Source organism: Pseudomonas sp. BNK-7 (genome assembly GCF_048072025.1).
Classification (GTDB): domain Bacteria; phylum Pseudomonadota; class Gammaproteobacteria; order Pseudomonadales; family Pseudomonadaceae; genus Aquipseudomonas; species Aquipseudomonas danubii.
Genome location: NZ_CP182252.1, coordinates 6,330,720 through 6,349,982, shown reverse-complemented (window position 1 = coordinate 6,349,982; position 19,263 = coordinate 6,330,720). Strand labels below are relative to the sequence as shown.

Below are 19,263 nucleotides of genomic sequence, written 5' to 3'. Positions count from 1 at the left end.
TTCGAGGCGAGTGAAGTTCCCGTCGGGTCGTTCCTTGTACCTCCTGCTGGTGCATGCCGGACCGGGGCAGGGTAGTGTTCGGCCCGACCGACGGTCCAGGCGCGTCTTGAACGCGCCCGGGGCAGATACGGAGCCGGCGGGGCGGGGCGTGGCTGTTGGGCAGAATAGGCTTTTGAATACCCTGGATATTCTGTAGCCTTGCGCGGCTCCAATGCTGTCCGTACCTGATGAACTCACTCTCCCGGCGGGGCCCTAAGCGGTCCGGAGCCGGTGGTATACTCGACTTTCGCGCCCAAGCGCCTGCAGGTCTTGCGAACATGACGCAAATTTCTGAACGCCTTCTGGTTCAAGCCCACCTCGACGCCAAGCAGCCCAAACCCTTGAGCGCTGAGCAAGAGGCCCATCTGCGTACCGCCATCGCTGCCGAGCTCAAGGCTCAGGATGCGGTGCTGGTTGCACATTTCTATTGTGATCCGGTGATTCAGGCCCTGGCCGAAGAAACCGGTGGCTGTGTTTCCGACTCCCTGGAAATGGCGCGCTTCGGCAATGCCCATCCGGCCAAGACCGTCGTGGTTGCCGGTGTCCGCTTCATGGGGGAAACGGCGAAGATTCTCAATCCTGAAAAACGCGTGCTGATGCCGACGCTGGAAGCCACTTGCTCTCTCGATCTGGGTTGCCCGGTGGATGAGTTCTCGGCTTTTTGCGATCAGCATCCCGAGCGTACCGTGGTGGTGTATGCCAACACCTCGGCTGCGGTCAAAGCCCGCGCCGATTGGGTGGTCACCTCCAGCTGCGCCCTGGAGATCGTCGAAAGCCTGATGGATAACGGCGAGAAGATCATCTGGGGTCCGGACAAGCACCTGGGGACTTACATCCAGCGCCAGACCGGTGCCGACATGCTGCTCTGGGACGGTGCATGCATCGTTCATGAAGAGTTCAAGTCCAAGCAACTGGAAGACATGAAGGCGCTGTACCCAGAGGCGGCGATCCTGGTGCACCCGGAGTCCCCCAGTTCGGTGATCGATCTGGCTGACGCGGTTGGCTCCACCAGCCAGTTGATCGCGGCCGCGCAGCGCTTGCCGAACAAGACCTTCATCGTCGCTACCGACCGCGGCATCTTCTACAAGATGCAGCAGCTGTGCCCGGACAAGGTGTTCATCGAGGCGCCTACTGCCGGTAACGGCGCGGCATGCCGCAGTTGCGCCCATTGCCCGTGGATGGCCATGAATACCCTTGAGCGCACCTTGCAGTGCCTGCAGCAGGGCAGCAACGAGATCCATGTGGACCCGGCGCTGATCCCTAATGCGGTTCGGCCGCTCAAGCGCATGCTGGACTTCACCCAGGCGGCGCGGATGAAACTGGCGGGTAACGCCTGATCGGTTTTCTCCCGTGGTCATGAAAACGCCCCGATCTGTCGGGGCGTTTTGGTGAGTGGCGGGCTATTTCTTCTTGGGGATACGCACCAGCTGGGTATTGGAATAGATGTCGTGCCAGCTGCGTTTCTGCTTGTCCACCAGCACCCAGAAGAAGCCCAGGCCGGCGCACAGCCAGGACGCGATCGATACCATGAAGCGCAGCAATGCCTGCCACAGGCTGATGCGGCTGCCATCGGCGTTCTGTACGCGGATGCCCCAGACCTGCATGCCCAGGGTCTGCCCTGAATGGGTCCAAAATTTGGCGAAGAAGCCGAACAGCACAAACAGCAGGACGGTGGAGTACAGCGGGTCGCCATCCAGAGCGCCGGATTCGGTCAAGGCACGCATCCGCGCTTCGCCGATGATCTGCATCTGGATAAATTTGTAGATGCCGCCGGTGACGATCAGCAGGGCGACGCACAGTAGAAAATCATAGAACATCGCTGCCAGGCGACGTCCCAGGCCGACAGTAGGGAAATCGCCTTGGGGGCTTAGCAGATGCTTCGACATGACAGGCTCTCGACTGAAAAAAGAAGCCATTTTACGGAATTGCGCGCACAAAAAAGCCCCTGATGTCAGCATCAGGGGCTTTTTCGTTACAGACGATTAAGCTTCTGCTTGTACTTCGTCAGCCTGCATGCCTTTCTGGCCTTGCACAGCGATGAAGGTCACTTTTTGGCCTTCTTTCAGGCTCTTGAAGCCGTTGCCCTGAATGGCGCGGAAGTGTACGAACAGATCCGGACCGCTTTCTGGAGTGATAAAACCAAAACCTTTCTCGTCGTTAAACCACTTGACGGTACCGCTCTGACGTTGGGACATTTCTTATTTCCTTTGACGCTAAAAAATTAATGACAGTCTCTTCCTCATGAAAGAGTACTGGGCTGGGTTGCAGGAAAGTAAGAGACGTCGAACGGGTTGTAGCAAACTTGTTAGCTACTGCCCAGGTCACGATTCCAAGCGACCCATGCAAACACAGTGGGGAAACTCTACGCCAACTATGGGAGAAAAAACAAGCCCCGCGAAGCCCCGGTTTTACTCAGCTTTCCGAGGTTTGGCGGAACTAGCGTGCAGGGCTTATTCGATAGAGTTGTTCAATTGTTTTCGGGCGTTATAAGTAGCGTTCAGTATCGAAAATATGCACTGTTTTATGGCGGTTGCGTTACAGATTAGTGCACTTCTAACGCAACCGCGTTACTTATAGAAACAGTCCTTTAGCCACGGTAGTAGCGTTGTGGCACGAATGGCATTTTGCTTACAAGCATTGGCACCTTTTTCCCACGAACTATTGCAGCAACCGGCGTATCAAGTGCGCTGTGCTTCACATCGAGGTAACCCATGGCCAATGGACCGCCCAAGGTGGGGCCGAAGCCGCCGCTGCAGACGCTACCGATGATGTTGCCTTCGGCGTCGACGATTTCCGCGCCTTCTCGTACCGGTGTCCGTTCCTGGGGCAGCAGGCCGACGCGTTTGCGACTGACGCCATCTTGCTGTTGGGCAAAGATCGCCTGGGCGCCTGGGAAACCCCCAGCCCTGGCACCATCGGCACGGCGGACCTTGGAGATAGCCCACAGCAGGCTGGCCTGGATCGGCGTGGTGTCGCTGTTCATATCGTGGCCATACAGGCACAGGCCGGCTTCCAGGCGCAGGGAGTCACGGGCGCCCAGCCCAATGGCCGCCACTTCTGGCTCGGCCAACAGCGCCCGGGCAAGTTTTTCCGCCTGATCAGCCGGTACCGAGATTTCGAAGCCGTCCTCTCCGGTGTAACCCGAACGGCTGACAAAACAGTCGGCGCCCAGCACCTGCACCGGCTTGAACTGCATGAAGGTCATCTGCGCCACTTCCGGCGCCAGGCGTGCCAGTACGGTGACTGCTGCCGGTCCTTGCAGTGCCAGCAGGGCGCGTTCTTCGAACAGGGGTTGGATGTCGCATTGATCGCCGATGTGCTGGCGCAGATGGGCCAGGTCCTGCTCCTTGCACGCGGCGTTGACCACCAGGAACAGTTGCCCGTCGCCCAGGTTGGCGACCATCAGGTCGTCGAGGATGCCGCCCTGTTCGTTGGTGAACATGGCGTAGCGCTGCATGCCCACCGGCAAGTCGATGATGTCTACCGGCACCAGGGTTTCCAGGGCCTGGGCGGCATTGGCGCCGCTCAAGCGGATCTGCCCCATGTGGGACACATCGAACAGACCGGCGTGCTCACGGGTGTGCTGATGCTCTTTCATCACCCCAAGCGGGTACTGCACCGGCATGTCGTAGCCGGCGAACGGCACCATGCGGGCGCCGAGTTCCAGGTGCAGGCTGTGCAATGGGGTTTTCAACAGTGTTTCGGTGGACATGGGCAACTCCTGAAAAATGTGCGGATGCGTCGCTTGGGCATCAGCACTCGATAATGTTCACGGCCAGACCGCCACGGGCGGTTTCCTTGTATTTGCTTTTCATGTCGGCGCCGGTCTGGCGCATGGTGCGAATGACCTTGTCCAGGGAGACGAAATGCTGCCCGTCGCCGCGCAGAGCCATGCGCACCGCGTTGATGGCTTTGACCGAACCCATGGCGTTGCGCTCGATGCAGGGCACTTGCACCAGGCCGCCAATCGGGTCGCAGGTCAAACCCAGATTGTGTTCCATGCCGATTTCCGCGGCGTTCTCCACCTGCTGCACGCTGCCTCCGAGGACTTCGCACAAGGCCCCGGCCGCCATTGAGCAGGCCACGCCCACTTCGCCCTGGCAGCCGACTTCGGCGCCGGAGATCGAGGCGTTTTCCTTGTACAGAATGCCGATGGCCGCAGCCGTGAGGAGAAAGCGCACCACCCCGTCTTCGTTGGCCCCGGGGATGAAGCGCATGTAGTAATGCAGCACCGCCGGAATGATTCCGGCCGCGCCATTGGTAGGGGCGGTGACCACTCGCCCGCCGTTGGCGTTTTCTTCATTCACCGCCAGGGCGTAGAGGTTGACCCAGTCCAGTACTGACAGGGCATCGCGCAGTGCCGCTTCCGGGTGTTTGCACAGTTGGCGATGCAAGGCGGCGGCGCGGCGCTTGACCTTGAGTCCGCCGGGCAGAATCCCTTCATTGCGACAACCGGCGTCCACGCAGTCCTGCATCACCTGCCAGATTTTCAGCAGCCCGGCACGGGTTTCCGCTTCCGGGCGCCAGGCGCTTTCGTTGGTCAGCATCACCTGGCTGATGGACAAGCCGTAAGTGCTGCAGTGCTGCAGCAGTTCCTTGGCGTTCCTGAAAGGAAAGGTCAAACGGGTGGTGTCTTCGACGATACGGTCGGCGCCGGCGGCGTCTTCATCGACCACGAAACCGCCGCCAACGGAATAGTACTCACGGCTGCGGATCTGCAGACCGGCGCTATCGAAGGCACGGAAAATCATGCCATTGGGGTGATAGGCCAGGGGTTTGCGGATCATTGCCAGGTGTTCTTTCTCGTTGAACGCAATGCTGTGTTCGCCGAGCAGATCGATACGTCCGCTGCTGCGTATTTGCTGCAGGCGTGCGGAGATGTTTTCGGTGTTCACGGTGTCCGGGTGTTCACCTTCCAGGCCCAGCAGCACCGCCTTGTCGCTGCCATGGCCTTTACCGGTGGCGCCCAGCGAGCCGTACAGCTCGACTTTGACGCAGGTGGTGCTGGCCAGCAGCTGATCGCGCCGCAGGCCTTCGACAAAACGCGCGGCGGCGCGCATCGGGCCGACGGTGTGGGAGCTGGAGGGGCCGATGCCAATCTTGAACAGGTCGAACACGCTCAGGGACATGTTGGTTCTCCGGTTTCTTATTGTATTGATCGGCAAGCAGGCACTTGCAGGAGCGGGCTTGCCCGCGATTCAGGCGCCGCTGCTCTGCCCGATTGATGCGTTATCGCTCATCGCCGGCGAGCCGGCTCCTACAGGTATACGCGGTATCTGCAGGGGCACGGCTCTCCTGTGATGGACGGCTTAGGCGTCCTGGTAGCTTTCGATCGACGGGCAGGCGCACACCAGGTTGCGGTCGCCAAACACGTTGTCGACCCGACCAACCGGCGGCCAGTACTTGCCTTCGATCAGCGATGCCACTGGGTACACGGCCTGCTCGCGGCTGTACGGATGGGACCATTCGCCCACCAGTTCTGCTGCTGTGTGCGGAGCGTTCTTCAGCGGGTTGTCGTCCTTGTCCAGAGTGCCGTTTTCCACGGCGCGGATTTCCTCGCGGATGCGGATCATGGCGTCGCAGAAGCGGTCCAGTTCTTCCTTGGATTCGCTTTCGGTCGGTTCGATCATCAGGGTACCGGCCACCGGGAACGACATGGTCGGCGCGTGGAAGCCAAAATCGATCAGGCGCTTGGCCACGTCATCGACGCTGATGCCGCTGCTGTCTTTCAAAGGACGCAGGTCGAGGATGCATTCGTGGGCCACCAGGCCGTTGCTGCCGGTGTAGAGCACGGGGTAGTGCTCTTCCAGGCGCCGGGAAATGTAGTTGGCATTGAGGATCGCCAGCTGCGATGCGCGCTTGAGGCCGGCGCCGCCCATCATGCGGATGTACATCCAGGTGATCGGCAGGATGCTGGCGCTGCCGAACGGTGCTGCACACACCGCGCCTGTCTTGTTTTCCAGCGCCGCGTGGCCCGGCAGGAAAGGCGCCAGGTGCGATTTGACGCCGATCGGGCCAACGCCCGGGCCGCCACCGCCGTGGGGAATGCAGAAGGTCTTGTGCAGGTTCAGGTGGGACACATCGCCACCGAATTTGCCCGGCGCGCAGAGGCCGACCATGGCGTTCATGTTGGCGCCGTCGATGTACACCTGGCCGCCGTTGTCATGAATGATGCCGCAGATTTCGCGGATGCCTTCTTCGAACACACCGTGGGTCGACGGGTAAGTGATCATCAGCGCGGCGAGGTGTTCGCGGTGCTCGATGGCCTTGGCCCGCAGGTCTTCAATATCGACGTTGCCGCGGGCGTCGCAGGCGGTGACCACCACGCGCATGCCGGCCATGTTGGCGGTGGCCGGGTTGGTGCCGTGGGCCGAGGAAGGAATCAGGCAGATGTCGCGACGGTCATCGCCACGACTCTGGTGATAGGCGCGGATGGCCAGGAGACCGGCGTACTCACCCTGGGAGCCGGCGTTGGGCTGCAGGGAGACGGCGTCGTAGCCGGTGGCGGCGCAGAGCATGGCTTCCAGCTCGGTGGTCAGTTGCTGGTAGCCAGCACTCTGCTCGGCCGGAGCGAAGGGGTGCAGAGCACCGAACTCGGCCCAGGTGATCGGGATCATCTCGCTGGCGGCGTTGAGCTTCATGGTGCAGGAACCCAGCGGGATCATGGTGCGATCCAGGGCCAGGTCCTTGTCCGCCAATTTGCGCAGGTAGCGCATCAGCTCGGTTTCCGAGTGATAGCGGTTGAACACCGGGTGGCTGAGGATTGCCGACTGACGGACCAGGGCCGCGGGGATGCTGCTGGTGACTGCAGCCGCCAGGGCAGCGAAGTCCGGTGCGGTCTTGCCTTCGCCCAGCAGGTTCCACAGGCCTTCAACGTCGGCCTGGGTGGTGGTTTCGTCCAGGGACAGGCCCAGGCGCTCGGCGTCGATCACCCGCAGGTTGATGCCTCGGGCATGAGCCTTGTCGTGCAGCGCGGCGGTGTCGGCACCGGTGCGCAGGCTCAGGGTGTCGAAGAAGTTGTCCTGCTCCACGGCCAGCCCCAGATCCTTCAGGCCCTTGGCCAGGATCGCGGTCAGTTGGTGGATGCGCTGGGCAATCTGGATCAGGCCTTTGGGGCCGTGGTACACGGCGTACATGCTGGCGATGTTGGCCAGCAGTACCTGGGCGGTGCAGATGTTGCTGGTGGCCTTTTCACGGCGGATATGCTGCTCGCGGGTCTGCATGGCCAGGCGCAGGGCCGGCTTGCCGAAACGGTCTACCGAGACACCGACCAGACGGCCCGGCATGTCGCGCTTGAACGCATCGCGAGTGGAGAAGTAAGCCGCGTGCGGGCCACCGAAGCCCAGCGGTACACCAAAGCGCTGGGCGCTGCCGATGGCCACGTCGGCACCGAATTCGCCCGGCGGGGTCAGCAGGGTCAGGGCCAGCAGGTCGGCGGCCACGGCCACCAGGGCGTTGGCGTTGTGGAAGCGCTCGGCTAGTTCGCGGTAGTCGAACAGGTCGCCGTTGCTCGCCGGATATTGCAGCAGAGCACCGAAGAACGGGCTGACATCGGTCAGTTTGCGCTCATCGCCAACCACCACGTTGATCCCCAGGGGCTCGGCACGAGTGCGCAGTACGTCCAGGGTTTGCGGGTGGCAATGCACGGAAGCGAAGAAGGCGTGGCTGCCCTTGTTCTTGCTCAGGCGCTTGCAGAAGGTCATGGCTTCGGCGGCGGCAGTGCCTTCGTCCAGCAGCGAGGCGTTGGCGATGGGCAGGCCGGTCAGGTCGCTGATCAGGGTCTGGAAGTTCAGCAGGGCTTCCAGGCGACCTTGGGAGATTTCTGGCTGGTAGGGGGTGTAGGCGGTGTACCAGGCCGGGTTTTCCAGCAGGTTGCGCAGGATTGGCGAGGGTGTGTGACAGCTGTAGTAGCCCTGGCCGATGTAGGTCTTGAACAGCTGGTTCTTGGCAGCGATGGCCTTGATCGAGGCCAGGGCCTGGGCTTCGCTCTGGCCCTGACCCAGGTCCAGCACGCTGGTGCCCTTGATGCTGTCGGGAATCACGCTGGCGCTCAGGGCTTCCAGGGAGTCGAAGCCCAGGCTGTTGAGCATGGCTTGCTCATCGCTCTGGCGCGGGCCGATGTGGCGCGCGATGAATTCGTTGGCGGTAGTCAGGTTGACGGTCATGACGGGCTCCTCAGGCTTCGGCGCTGGCTTTGATCAGGCGGTCGTAGGCGTCCTGATCCAGCAGTTGGCCGACAGCGGCGGCATCGGCGGGAATGAAGCGGAAGAACCAGCCTTCACCCAGCGGATCTTCGTTGACCAGTTCCGGGCTGTCTTCCAGGGCCGGGTTGGTGGCGACCACTTCACCGTCCAGTGGCATGTACACGCCGCTGGCGGCCTTTACCGATTCCACGGTGGCGGCTTCGGCGCCCTTGTCGTAGCTCTGCAGCTCCGGCAGTTGCACAAACACCACATCACCCAGAGCGTTCTGGGCGAAAGCCGTGATGCCGACGGTGACACTGCCATCCGCTTCGCTACGCAGCCATTCGTGATCTTCAGTAAAACGCAACTCGCTCATGGAAACTCCTCAAGGGCCAGACTCGTCTGGTGGACGCGATTGAATGCTCGTGCAGGGCCGAGCCGAATGACAATGTCCATAGCAAGAACACGGCCAATAAATATTTAGTCCTTTAAAAACAATGGCTTGAGTGATTTTCTCTTTGGCCTGAAATTTTCGCGTGTAGCGAAATCGCTACACCTGATGCTGTAGAAAAAAGGCTTTGAGGATCAAAGCCTTGCACGGCAGCGATTACAAGGCTGTGTAGCGAAATCGTTCCGCTGTAGCGCTTTCAGTACAGTTGCAGGTCGCTTTCAGACCTGTATCGGCGACTGGCTCTGACAGGGAGGGGCTGGTGTGGGGGCGGGTTTGTCAGCGAAGGCACCCTGATGAACTACACAGGGCTTGAGGGCCTCTTCGCCGGCGAGCCGGCTCCTACGGGTGAGGGGGCAGGTCAGGCCTTGTTGGGAATGCCGTACTTGCGCAGGCGATGGGCGATGGCGGTGTGGGAGGTCTGCAGGCGGTTGGCCAGTTGCCGGGTCGAGGGGTAGTGCACGTAGAGGTTTTCCAGCAGCTCTTTCTCGAAGCTTTCCACGGCCTGTTCCAGGCTTTCGATTTCGGTGTCGTTCTGCCGTGCCACCGAGGTGCCGGCGATGTCCAGGTCGCCGATATCCACCAGGTTGCTTTCGCAGATGGCCGCCGCGCGAAAGATCACGTTCTGCAACTGCCGCACGTTGCCCGGCCAGCGGTTGCCCAGCAGGGCGGGGTAGGTGCCCGGGGTCAGGCGACACACCGGGCGCTGGATCTGCGCGCAGGCCTGCTGCATGAAGTAGCGGGCCAGCAGCAGGATGTCCTGGCCACGTTCGCGCAGCGGCGGCACTTCGACATTCAATACGTTGAGGCGGTAGAACAGGTCTTCGCGGAAGCTGCCTTCGCCGACCATCTTTTCCAGGTCACGATGGGTGGCGCTGAGGATGCGCACATTGACCTTGATCTCGCGATCGCCACCGACCCGGCGAAAACTGCCGTCGTTGAGAAAACGCAGCAGCTTGGCTTGCAGGTAAGGCGACATCTCGCCGATCTCATCGAGAAACACCGTGCCCTGGTTGGCCAGCTCCATCAGCCCCGGCTTGCCGCCGCGCCGGGCCCCGGTGAAGGCCCCGGGGGCGTAGCCGAACAGTTCGCTCTCGGCGAGGTTTTCCGGTAGTGCTGCGCAGTTCAAGGCCAGGAAGGGCGCACTGTGCCGAGCGCTGATGGCGTGGCAGGCGCGGGCCACCAGCTCCTTGCCGGTGCCGGTTTCCCCTTGGATCAACAGCGGTGCATCCAGGGCCGCGACCCGTTGGGCCCGGGCCTTGAGCGTGCGGATCGCCGGGGATTCGCCGAGCAGGGCATCGAAGCCTTCGGCGTGATCATGGTGCAGGGCCGAGAGACGCTCGCCGATGCGGTTGGGTTGATACAGGGTCAGCAGCGCGCCGGCATCGGTAATGGGCGTGGCATCCAGCAGCAGCGTCTGTCCGTTGACCATGATTTCCCGCAGCGGCAGGCGAAAGCCGTTTTCCAGCAGGGCCTCCAGCAGTGCGGCATCGGCAAACAGTTCGGCGACGCTTTCTCCCGCCGGTTCACGACCATACAGGGCGATCAGCGCCGGGTTGGCCAGCAATACCTTGCCGGCGCTGTCCAGGGCCAGTACCGGATCGGTCATGGCCGCCAGCAAGGCGTCCAACTGCAAGTGGCGACGCTGGCCGGGCAGGATATCGACCACCGTTACCGCCTGCACGCCCTGTACGTTGAACAGCGCATCACGCAGCTCTTCCAGTACCTGGGGGCTCAGGGTCGGGGCATCGATATAGACGTTGGGCGGCACCATCTCCACCGCATCCAGGTTGAGATTGCGTCCGCCCAGCAGGGCCAGGACTTCCTGGGTAATGCCGACGCGGTCGATGAAACTGACGTGGATACGCATGGGATGACAGAAGATTCTGGGACACTGAAGTGCGCCAGTATGCCTTGGGCGAGGGCCTTAGTCGAAATCGATGGGGGCGTTGTAGGAGCCGGCGTGCCGGCAAGCCGGCTCCTACAGAAGGGGGGTCATGCCAGGTGTTCGGGGTTGATCGGGTCGCCGGGCTTGACGTTCAGTTGTTTGCGTACGTCTTCGAACATCTCGTCGTAGTACTTGTGCATGGAGGCAATGCTGGCGCTCTTGGGCAAGCCGTACTGTTGGGCGATGCGGGTGGCGTGACGGGCGAAGTCAAAGGCCAGGTCCTTGGCCAGGAAGAACTGCTCTTTCAAGGATTTGTCTTCAATGGTGCCGTGCAGGGTGAACAGCATGCCATGACCCTCCTTGGGGTCCTGGGCCAGTTCATAGTCGATGCACAGGTTGTAGCTGAAGTCGTCCTTGCTCAGCGCATGGCGCTCTATATGCAGGTGACCGGGCTCAAACATGGCCATAGGCGTCTCTCCTCCAGGGCTTTGAATGAGGGCAGGCAGCGGGCCTGCCCCGTGTTCTCACAGCAAGCGTCTTACAGGTAGCTGATGCCGGTTTTCGCTGTGCTGATGCGGGTGCCGGCCTTGCCCTGGACGATCGCTTCGATGTCCGAGAGTGAACCGATCACCGCGACTTTGCCAGTGTGCCGGGCAAATTCGCAGGCAGCCTGGACCTTGGGCCCCATGGAGCCGGCGGCAAAGCCCAGCTTGTCCATTTCATCCGGGTGGGCCTGGGCGATGGCCTTCTGGGTCGGCTTGCCGAAGTCGATGAATGCCGCGTTGACGTCGGTGGCGATCACTAGCAGATCGGCTTCGAGTTGCTCGGCCAGCAGCGCCGAACACAGGTCCTTGTCGATCACCGCCTCGATACCCTTGAGCTTGCCGTCCTCGCCGTACATGGTCGGAATGCCGCCACCGCCGGCGCAGATCACGATGCTGCTCTTTTCCAGCAGCCACTTGATCGGGCGGATCTCGAAGATGCGCTTGGGTTTCGGGCTGGCCACCACCCGGCGGTACTTGTCGCCGTCCGGGGCGATGGCCCAGCCTTTCTCCTTGGCCAGCTTCTCGGCTTCTTCCTGGCTGTAGACCGGGCCGATGGGCTTGGTCGGGTTCTTGAAGGCCGGGTCCTTGGCGTCCACTTCCACCTGGGTCAGCAAGGTGGCGAAGGGCACCTCGAAGTCCAGCAGGTTGCCCAGTTCCTGTTCGATGATGTAGCCGATCATGCCTTCGGTCTCGGCACCGAGCACGTCCAGCGGGTAGGGCGAAACCTGGGTATAGGCCGCCGCCTGCAGCGACAGCAGGCCCACCTGCGGACCATTGCCGTGAGCGATCACCAGCTGGTTGCCGGGATGGATCTTGGCGATCTGTTCGGTGGCGATGCGGATATTGGCGCGTTGGTTGTCCGCGGTCATGGGTTCACCACGGCGGAGCAGGGCGTTACCGCCCAGTGCAACGACGATACGCATAATGCAGTCCTTCTAGAGGCTCTGTAGGAGCCGGCTTGCCGGCGAACAGCGGTTCGCTGGCAAGCCGGCCCCGGCAGGGGGAGGCGGGTTAGAGGTCGGCCAGGGTCGAAACCAGGATCGCCTTGATGGTGTGCATGCGGTTTTCCGCTTGCTCGAAGGCGATGCAGGCCGGGGACTCAAATACGTCGTCGGTGACTTCGATGCCGTTGGCCAGGTGCGGATACTGCTCGGCGATCTGCTTGCCCACCTTGGTGTCGCTGTTGTGGAAGGCCGGCAGGCAGTGCATGAACTTGGTCCGAGGGTTGCCGGTGGCTTTCATCAACTGGGCGTTGACCTGATACGGCAGCAGTTGTTCGATACGTTCGGCCCAGGCTTCCACTGGCTCGCCCATGGAGACCCAGACGTCGGTGTGGATGAAGTCCACGCCCTTGACCGCAGCCTTCGGGTCTTCGGTGAGGGTGATGCGGGCACCGCTTTCCTCGGCGTATTGCTTGCAGCGCTGCACCAGGTCGTCATGGGGCCACAGGGCCTTGGGCGCGCAGATGCGCACGTCCATGCCGAGCTTGGCGCCCACCAGCAGCAGCGAGTTGCCCATGTTGTTGCGGGCGTCGCCCAGGTAGGCGTAGCTGATCTCGTGGATCGGCTTGTCGGCGTGTTCACGCATGGTCAGCACGTCGGCGATCATCTGGGTTGGGTGGTATTCGTCGGTCAGGCCGTTGAACACCGGCACCCCGGCGAACTTCGCCAGTTCTTCGACGATTTCCTGCTTGAAGCCGCGGTACTCGATGGCGTCGTACATGCGCCCCAGCACCCGGGCGGTGTCCTTCATGCTTTCCTTGTGGCCGATCTGCGACGAGTTGGGGTCGATGTAGGTGACGTTGGCGCCCTGGTCATAGGCGGCCACTTCGAAGGCACAGCGGGTACGGGTGGAGGTCTTTTCGAAGATCAGGGCGATGTTGTTGCCCTTGAGGTGCTGCTGCTCGGTGCCGGTGTACTTGGCGCGCTTGAGGTCACGGGACAGGTCCAGCAGGTAGCGCAGTTCGCGTGGGGTGTGGTGTTCCAGGCTCAGCAGGTTACGGTTGTGGATGTTGAACGCCATGATTGTTTTCCTCGGATTCGGTAATCGGTCCGACCGGCGCCGGGTAGGCGCGGTCGGAGAGGGTGTCGTCTAAAGGCTTAGTAGTCGATCGGATCGCGGATGATCGGGCAGGTCATGCAGTGGCCACCGCCACGGCCGCGACCCAGTTCGCCGGCGCTGATGGTGATGACCTCGACCCCGGCCTTGCGCAGCAGGGTGTTGGTGTAGGTGTTGCGGTCGTAGCCGATGACCACGCCCGGCTCCACGGCCACCACGTTGTTGCCGTCGTCCCATTGCTCGCGCTCGGCGGCGAAGCTGTTGCCACCGGTTTCCACCACGCGCAGGGCCTTGAGGTTGAGGGCCTTGGCCACGGTGTCGAGGAAGCTGGTTTCCTCGCGGCGCACGTCGATGCCACCCGGCTTGCTTTCGTCAGGGCGCAGGCTGAAGGCGACGATCTGGCTCACCACTTCCGGGAAGACCGTGACCAGGTCGCGGTCGCAGAAGCTGAACACGGTATCCAGGTGCATGGCCGCGCGGGATTTGGGCAGGCCGGCAACGATCACGCGCTCCACGGCCTTGTGCTTGAACAGGCTCAGTGCCAGTTGGCCGATGGCCTGGCGCGATGAGCGTTCGCCCATGCCGATCAGGACCACGCCATTGCCGATCGGCATCACGTCGCCGCCTTCCAGGGTGGCATTGCCGTGTTCCTGGTCCGGGTCGCCGTACCAGATCTGGAAGTCGGCGTGGGTGAACTCGGGGTGGAATTTGTAGATGGCGGTGGTCAGCAGGGTTTCCTGACGTCGCGCCGGCCAGTACATCGGGTTCAGGGTCACGCCGCCATAAATCCAGCAAGTGGTGTCGCGGGTGAACTGAGTGTTGGGCAGCGGCGGCAGGATGAAGCTGGAGTGGCCGAGGAAGTCGCGGAACATCTCGATGGTCTTGCCGCCGAAGCTGCTGGGCAGGTCGTCGGCGGAGACGCCGCCGATGAGGAACTCGGCGACCTTGCGTGGTTCCAGGCTGCGCAGCCACGAGCCGACTTCGTTGACCAGGCCCAGGCCGACCTGATTGGCGGTGATCTTGCGCTCCAGAATCCAGTCCAGGGCTTCGGGGATGGCGACGATGTCGGTCAGCAGGTTGTGCATTTCCAGCACATCAATGTCCCGCTCGCGCATCTTGGTGACGAAGTCGAAATGGTCGCGTTTGGCCTGGGCCACCCACAGCACATCATCGAACAGCAGTTCGTCGCAGTTGTTCGGGGTCAGCCGCTGGTGGGCCAGGCCTGGGGAGCAAACCATGACTTTGCGCAGTTTACCGGCTTCGGAATGGACGCCGTACTTAACTTTTTCCGTGGTCATTACTGTGATCCTCCAGAGACAAAACAATCGGGGTGTTGCTTGAAAGGCGGTGTTACAGGGTCAGGAAGCCGTCGTAGAGCCCGTAGGCCGCCACCAGGGCGCCTATGACCACCGCGGCAAAAATCAGCTTCTCGACGTTGGTGAAAATCGGTTTGTGCAGTTCCATCTTGGCCTTGGCGAACAGCACCACGCCGGGGGCGTAGAGCAGGGCCGAGAGCAGCAGGTACTTGACCCCGCCGGCATACAGCAGCCACATCGCGTAGAGCAGGGCGATGCCGCCGATGATCAGGTCCTTCTTGCGCTCGGCCAGGGCCTGTTCGTAGCTTTCGCCGCGCACCGCCAGCAGCACTGCGTAGGCCGCGGACCACAGGTAGGGCACCAGGATCATCGAGGTGGCGAGGTAGATCAGCGATAGGTAGGTGCTGGCCGAGAACAGAGTGATGACCAGGAAGATCTGCACCATGGCATTGGTCAGCCACAGGGCGTTGGCCGGTACATGGTTGGCGTTCTCGCGGCGCAGGAACTCCGGCATGGTGTGGTCCTTGGCCGCGGCGAACATGATCTCCGCACACAGCAGCACCCAGGACAGCAGCGCTCCCAGCAGCGAGATGATCAGGCCGACGCTGATCAGCACCGCGCCCCAGTGGCCCACCACATGCTCCAGCACCGCAGCCATGGACGGGTTCTGCAGCTTGGCCAGTTCCGGCTGGGTCATGATCCCCAGGGACAGCACGTTCACCAGCACCAGGAACAGCAGCACGGTGATGAAGCCGATGACAGTGGCCTTGCCCACGTCCGAGCGTTTTTCCGCCCGGGACGAGAAGATGCTCGCGCCCTCGATGCCGATGAACACCCAGACGGTGACCAGCATCATGTTGCGCACCTGGTTCATCACGCTGCCCAGGTCCGGGTTCTTCACGCCCCAGATATCAGCGGTGAAGATGTCCAGCTTGAAGGCGAACAGGGCAATCAGCACGAACAGCAGCAGCGGCACTACTTTGGCCACCGTGGTCACCAGGTTGATGAAGGCCGCTTCCTTGATCCCGCGTAGCACCAGAAAATGCACGGCCCAGAGCAGCACCGAGGCGCCGATCACCGCGGCCGGGGTGTTGCCCTCGCCGAAGATCGGGAAGAAATAGCCCAGGGTGCTGAACAGCAGGACGAAATAGCCGACGTTGCCCAGCCAGGCACTGATCCAGTAGCCCCAGGCGGACGAGAAACCCATGTAGTCGCCGAATCCGGCCTTGGCGTAGGCATATACACCACCGTCCAGATCAGGTTTGCGATTGGCCAGGGTCTGGAAGACAAATGCCAGGGTCAACATGCCGACAGCGGTAATTGCCCAACCAATAAGAACTGCACCGACATCGGCGCTGGCTGCCATATTTTGCGGTAAGGAGAAGATCCCGCCGCCAATCATGGAACCCACTACCAAGGCGACTAAGGCGCCCAGTCTTAGTTTACCGGGGGATTCAGACATTGCGTGACTCCAATGCAGGAGAAGAGAGACTTCAGAGTAAATCTGCTGGCAATCCGAACAGCTGACTTAGATCAGTTCATCGCTACATTCCGTTGTGAATGAATGACTTAAGATTTATTACGGGAGGTAGAATGCTGCCCTGAAAGGGCCATTCCAGACGCTTTATGATCTCCTAATCAGTAGGAGTTCTCATTGCCGACGATGTTTGAAACTAGACCCTTTTGCAGAATGTGCAAATCTTTACCGGTGTTTAATAATCACTGGCTGATGATGGCACTTAGTACATATACAGAACAAAACACTCGGTTATTCAGTGTCTTCTGTAGGGTATCTAAAGCCAGTGCGGATAAAAGATGATTAATTGACTGTTACTGTTAGACGCACGTTTGTATACGTTATTTAATAAACTTCAGGTTTATCGCCAGATCGACTCACTGAGGCAGAGGTAGGGATGACACAACCGGCGCAGAAGCTTCAACTCGGTGCACTGATCGCTCTGGTCGTGGGTTCCATGATTGGCGGTGGGATCTTTTCCCTGCCGCAGAACATGGCCGCCCGGGCCGATGCCGGTGCGGTGCTGATCGGCTGGGGAATTACCGCTGTGGGCATGCTGACCCTGGCGTTCGTTTTCCAGACCCTGGCCAACCGCAAGCCTGAGCTGGATTCCGGAGTCTATGCCTATGCCAAGGCCGGATTCGGCGACTACATGGGCTTCTCGTCCGCCTGGGGTTACTGGATCAGTGCCTGGCTGGGCAACGTCGGCTACTTCGTCCTGCTGTTCAGCACCCTGGGCTATTTCTTTCCGGTGTTCGGCCAGGGCAATACCCCGGTGGCCATCGGTTGTGCGTCATTGCTGCTGTGGGCCGTGCACTTTCTGGTGCTGCGTGGGATCAAGGAGGCGGCGTTCATCAACCAATTGACCACGGTGGCGAAGATTGTGCCGCTGGTGATGTTCATCGTCATTGCGGCCGTGGCGTTCAAGGCCGACATCTTCACCCGCGATATCTGGGGCCGCAGCAATCCGAATTTTGGCGGGGTGATGGACCAGGTGCGCAACATGATGCTGGTCACGGTATTCGTGTTCATCGGCATCGAGGGCGCCAGCGTCTACTCGGCCCGGGCGCAGAAACGCGCGGACGTCGGGCGGGCCACGGTGATCGGCTTCCTGGGGGTGCTGGCGCTGCTGGTGCTGGTGAATGTGCTGTCCCTGGGGATCATGAGCCAGCCGGAGCTGGCCAAGCTGCAGAACCCTTCCCTGGCAGCAGTGCTGGAACATATCGTCGGCCCCTGGGGCGCCTTGCTGATCAGCATTGGCCTGGCGATTTCCCTGCTGGGGGCGCTGTTGTCCTGGGCCCTGCTGTGCGCGGAGATTCTCTACGCGACCGCCCGGGACCGGACCATGCCGGCGTTCCTGAAGAAGGAGAACGCCAACCATGTGCCGGTCAATGCCCTGTGGCTGACCAACGTGATGATCCAGATCTTCCTGTTGATCACCCTGTTTTCCGCCGGCACCTATACCAGCCTGATCTATCTGGCATCGTCGATGATCCTGGTGCCCTACCTGTGGTCGGCGGCCTACGCGGTGTTGCTCAGCGGCCGTGGGGAGACCTACGAGCAAGCCTCCCGGGAGCGGATGAAGGACCTGTTCATCGCCGTCGTGGCCCTGAGCTACGCCATCTGGCTGTTGTACGCCGGCGGCTTGAAGTACCTGCTGCTGTCGGCGCTGCTCTATGCCCCCGGCGTGGTGCTGTTCGCCAAGGCCAAGCGTGAGCAGGGCCAACCGCTGTTCACCACGCTGGAAAAGCTGATCTTCAGTGCTGTGATCATCGGCGCTTCGCTGGCGGCTTATGGCCTGTACAGCGGTCTGCTGGCGCTGTGATTGAGGGCTCACCACCATCGGGGGCGATGGGCGCCCAGGGTGCCGGCGGGGCAATCCCACTGCACGGGAGCTCCTGCGATATGCAACGGCACCCGCAGGCGCCGGGCCGGTCCCCAAGGGGTCTGTTCCTGAACCAGCCCCTGATCGTCAGCGTCTTCCGAGCGTAGCGGCGTTGCGTTTTCCGCTGACGGGCAATGCTCAACCAGAAGCTTGGCGGTGCGCGCCAGGGACAGGCGCGCCGAGCGGCCCTGGCCGCCGCTCAAGGACAGGTTCAGGGCCCGCAGAGCGCTGGCGGCCATCAGGTAGCCGGTGGAGTGATCCAGGGCCTGGACCGGCAGCGGCAGCGGTTGGTCCGCAGCTTTCCAGTCCATTCCGGCTGCGGCGATGCCGGCGCTCATCTGTACCAGGCTGTCGAAGCCCCGGCGGTTGCGCCAGGGGCCGCTCCAGCCATAGGCGTTGAGGCTGACCTCGATCAGCCTCGGGGCGATGCGCTGGCGTGCCTCGGCGTGGTAACCCAGGTGTTCCAGGGCATCGGCGCGATAGCCGTGCAGCAGCAGGTCGGCGTCGGCCAGCAGGCCCTCGAATACCGCGCGCTGTTCAAGGTCGTGCAGGTCCAGGCGTGCGCAGCGCTTGCCCAGGGTCACCTCCGGCTCCAGGGCCGGTTCGTTCCAGCCCGGCGGGTCGATGCGCAGTACCTCGGCGCCCAGCCCCGCCAGCAGGCGGCTGGCCACGGGGCCGGCCAGGACCCGGGTCAGGTCCAGCACCTTCAGTCCGGCCAGGGGCCGGGCGCTGGAACCGCTCCAGGTGCTCGGCCGCGAGCCGCGGTGCGGCAGCCAGTGCACCAGGGGTTCGGCGTTGACCGCCTGACCCTGCGGGTGCGCCTGCCACTGCGCCCAACTGCGCATCTGCGCGGCGCAACCGCCTTGATCGACGATGGCCTGTTCCAGCTCCAGCGCGTCCCAGGTGGCCACTCGGGCGGCCATGGCGTCGCGCCCGGTCACCGCGCCCAGCACCCGTTCGGCGGCGGCGCGGTGGTGGGGCGCGTTGGTGTGCAGGCGAATCCAGCCGTCGCGGCTGGGGTAATCCCCAGCAATCGGGTCCCAGGGAGAGGGCAGGCTCCAGCCTTGCGGGCGGATTGAACCGGCGAACCAGAACGAGGCCAGGCGCCGGTCGACGCTGACCTCTGGCCGGCGTCCGGTCTGGCTGTACAGCAGTTCGGCCAGGGCTTGCCCGGCGGCGGCGATGCTGGCGCAGGCCAGGTCGGTCACGGCGAAGGCCGAGGGCAGGGCGCCCTGGCCGGTTTGTCGGACGCTTGCGGGCGCCAGGCCCAGCGCGGCCTGGAGGGTGGCCAGTAGTTCGGTCATGACGCACTCCCCGGTTCAGAGGAGGGCATTGCACCCTGAAACCGCCGCCCCTGTCGATCACCTTAGGTCATCGGCCGCGGG

15 protein-coding genes are annotated in these 19,263 nt (G+C 62.2%); 2 read left to right on the top strand and 13 right to left on the bottom strand.

The features are described from left to right. The first annotated feature begins 317 nt into the window (after positions 1 to 317). Positions 318 to 1,376, top strand: a complete 1,059-nt coding sequence (gene nadA / locus ACMGF8_RS28620; protein WP_102860573.1) for a quinolinate synthase NadA — start codon at positions 318 to 320, stop codon at positions 1,374 to 1,376. Positions 1,377 to 1,439: 63 nt separating this feature from the next. Here the strand turns inward: nadA and ACMGF8_RS28615 are convergent, their stop codons facing one another. The 12 genes from ACMGF8_RS28615 to arcD (ACMGF8_RS28560) form a co-directional block, all read right to left on the bottom strand. Further along, the gene (locus ACMGF8_RS28615; RefSeq protein ID WP_102860574.1) at positions 1,440 to 1,925 is read right to left on the bottom strand and encodes an RDD family protein; all 486 of its coding nucleotides are present in this window, start codon (positions 1,923 to 1,925) and stop codon (positions 1,440 to 1,442) included. A gap of 96 nt (positions 1,926 to 2,021) precedes the next feature. Continuing rightward, entirely contained in the window at positions 2,022 to 2,234 is a 213-nt protein-coding gene (locus tag ACMGF8_RS28610) for a cold-shock protein (RefSeq protein WP_007977299.1), read from the bottom strand. Positions 2,235 to 2,626: 392 nt separating this feature from the next. After that, positions 2,627 to 3,751: a glycine cleavage system aminomethyltransferase GcvT gene (gcvT, locus tag ACMGF8_RS28605; RefSeq protein WP_102860575.1), complete on the bottom strand. Its 1,125-nt coding sequence runs from the start codon at positions 3,749 to 3,751 to the stop codon at positions 2,627 to 2,629. 40 nt (positions 3,752 to 3,791) lie between these two features. Further along, positions 3,792 to 5,168, bottom strand: a complete 1,377-nt coding sequence (locus tag ACMGF8_RS28600) for an L-serine ammonia-lyase (protein WP_102860576.1) — start codon at positions 5,166 to 5,168, stop codon at positions 3,792 to 3,794. A 180-nt stretch (positions 5,169 to 5,348) separates the two neighbouring features. Further along, positions 5,349 to 8,204 (bottom strand): aminomethyl-transferring glycine dehydrogenase, encoded by a 2,856-nt coding sequence (gene gcvP, locus ACMGF8_RS28595; RefSeq protein WP_416758017.1) that lies wholly within the window; start codon positions 8,202 to 8,204, stop codon positions 5,349 to 5,351. A 10-nt stretch (positions 8,205 to 8,214) separates the two neighbouring features. Continuing rightward, the gene (gene gcvH, locus ACMGF8_RS28590; protein ID WP_102860578.1) at positions 8,215 to 8,598 is read right to left on the bottom strand and encodes a glycine cleavage system protein GcvH; all 384 of its coding nucleotides are present in this window, start codon (positions 8,596 to 8,598) and stop codon (positions 8,215 to 8,217) included. A gap of 433 nt (positions 8,599 to 9,031) precedes the next feature. Then, positions 9,032 to 10,540, bottom strand: coding sequence for a sigma-54-dependent transcriptional regulator (locus ACMGF8_RS28585; protein ID WP_416758015.1), 1,509 nt, complete (start codon positions 10,538 to 10,540; stop codon positions 9,032 to 9,034). Between the two features lie 125 nt (positions 10,541 to 10,665). After that, a complete protein-coding gene (locus ACMGF8_RS28580) occupies positions 10,666 to 11,025 on the bottom strand; it encodes a DUF5064 family protein (RefSeq protein WP_102860580.1) in 360 nt (119 codons plus the stop codon). A 71-nt stretch (positions 11,026 to 11,096) separates the two neighbouring features. Continuing rightward, positions 11,097 to 12,026 carry a carbamate kinase gene (arcC, locus tag ACMGF8_RS28575; protein ID WP_102860581.1) on the bottom strand — a complete coding sequence of 310 codons (930 nt, stop codon included), beginning with the start codon at positions 12,024 to 12,026 and terminating at the stop codon, positions 11,097 to 11,099. 88 nt (positions 12,027 to 12,114) lie between these two features. After that, entirely contained in the window at positions 12,115 to 13,125 is a 1,011-nt protein-coding gene (locus tag ACMGF8_RS28570; RefSeq protein WP_015636749.1) for an ornithine carbamoyltransferase, read from the bottom strand. Between the two features lie 77 nt (positions 13,126 to 13,202). Continuing rightward, positions 13,203 to 14,459 (bottom strand): arginine deiminase, encoded by a 1,257-nt coding sequence (gene arcA / locus ACMGF8_RS28565; RefSeq protein WP_102860582.1) that lies wholly within the window; start codon positions 14,457 to 14,459, stop codon positions 13,203 to 13,205. A gap of 52 nt (positions 14,460 to 14,511) precedes the next feature. Beyond that, positions 14,512 to 15,939 carry an arginine-ornithine antiporter gene (arcD, locus tag ACMGF8_RS28560; RefSeq protein ID WP_102880672.1) on the bottom strand — a complete coding sequence of 476 codons (1,428 nt, stop codon included), beginning with the start codon at positions 15,937 to 15,939 and terminating at the stop codon, positions 14,512 to 14,514. A gap of 451 nt (positions 15,940 to 16,390) precedes the next feature. Here arcD (ACMGF8_RS28560) and arcD (ACMGF8_RS28555) point away from each other — a divergent pair, with 451 nt between their 5' ends. Then, positions 16,391 to 17,818 (top strand): arginine-ornithine antiporter, encoded by a 1,428-nt coding sequence (gene arcD / locus ACMGF8_RS28555; RefSeq protein WP_115580750.1) that lies wholly within the window; start codon positions 16,391 to 16,393, stop codon positions 17,816 to 17,818. An 8-nt stretch (positions 17,819 to 17,826) separates the two neighbouring features. On the opposite strand, the gene ACMGF8_RS28550 is transcribed toward arcD (ACMGF8_RS28555), so the two are convergent. Further along, complete coding sequence (locus ACMGF8_RS28550; protein ID WP_416758010.1) at positions 17,827 to 19,182, bottom strand: CoA transferase; 1,356 nt, start codon at positions 19,180 to 19,182, stop codon at positions 17,827 to 17,829. Between the last annotated feature and the right edge of the window lie 81 nt (positions 19,183 to 19,263).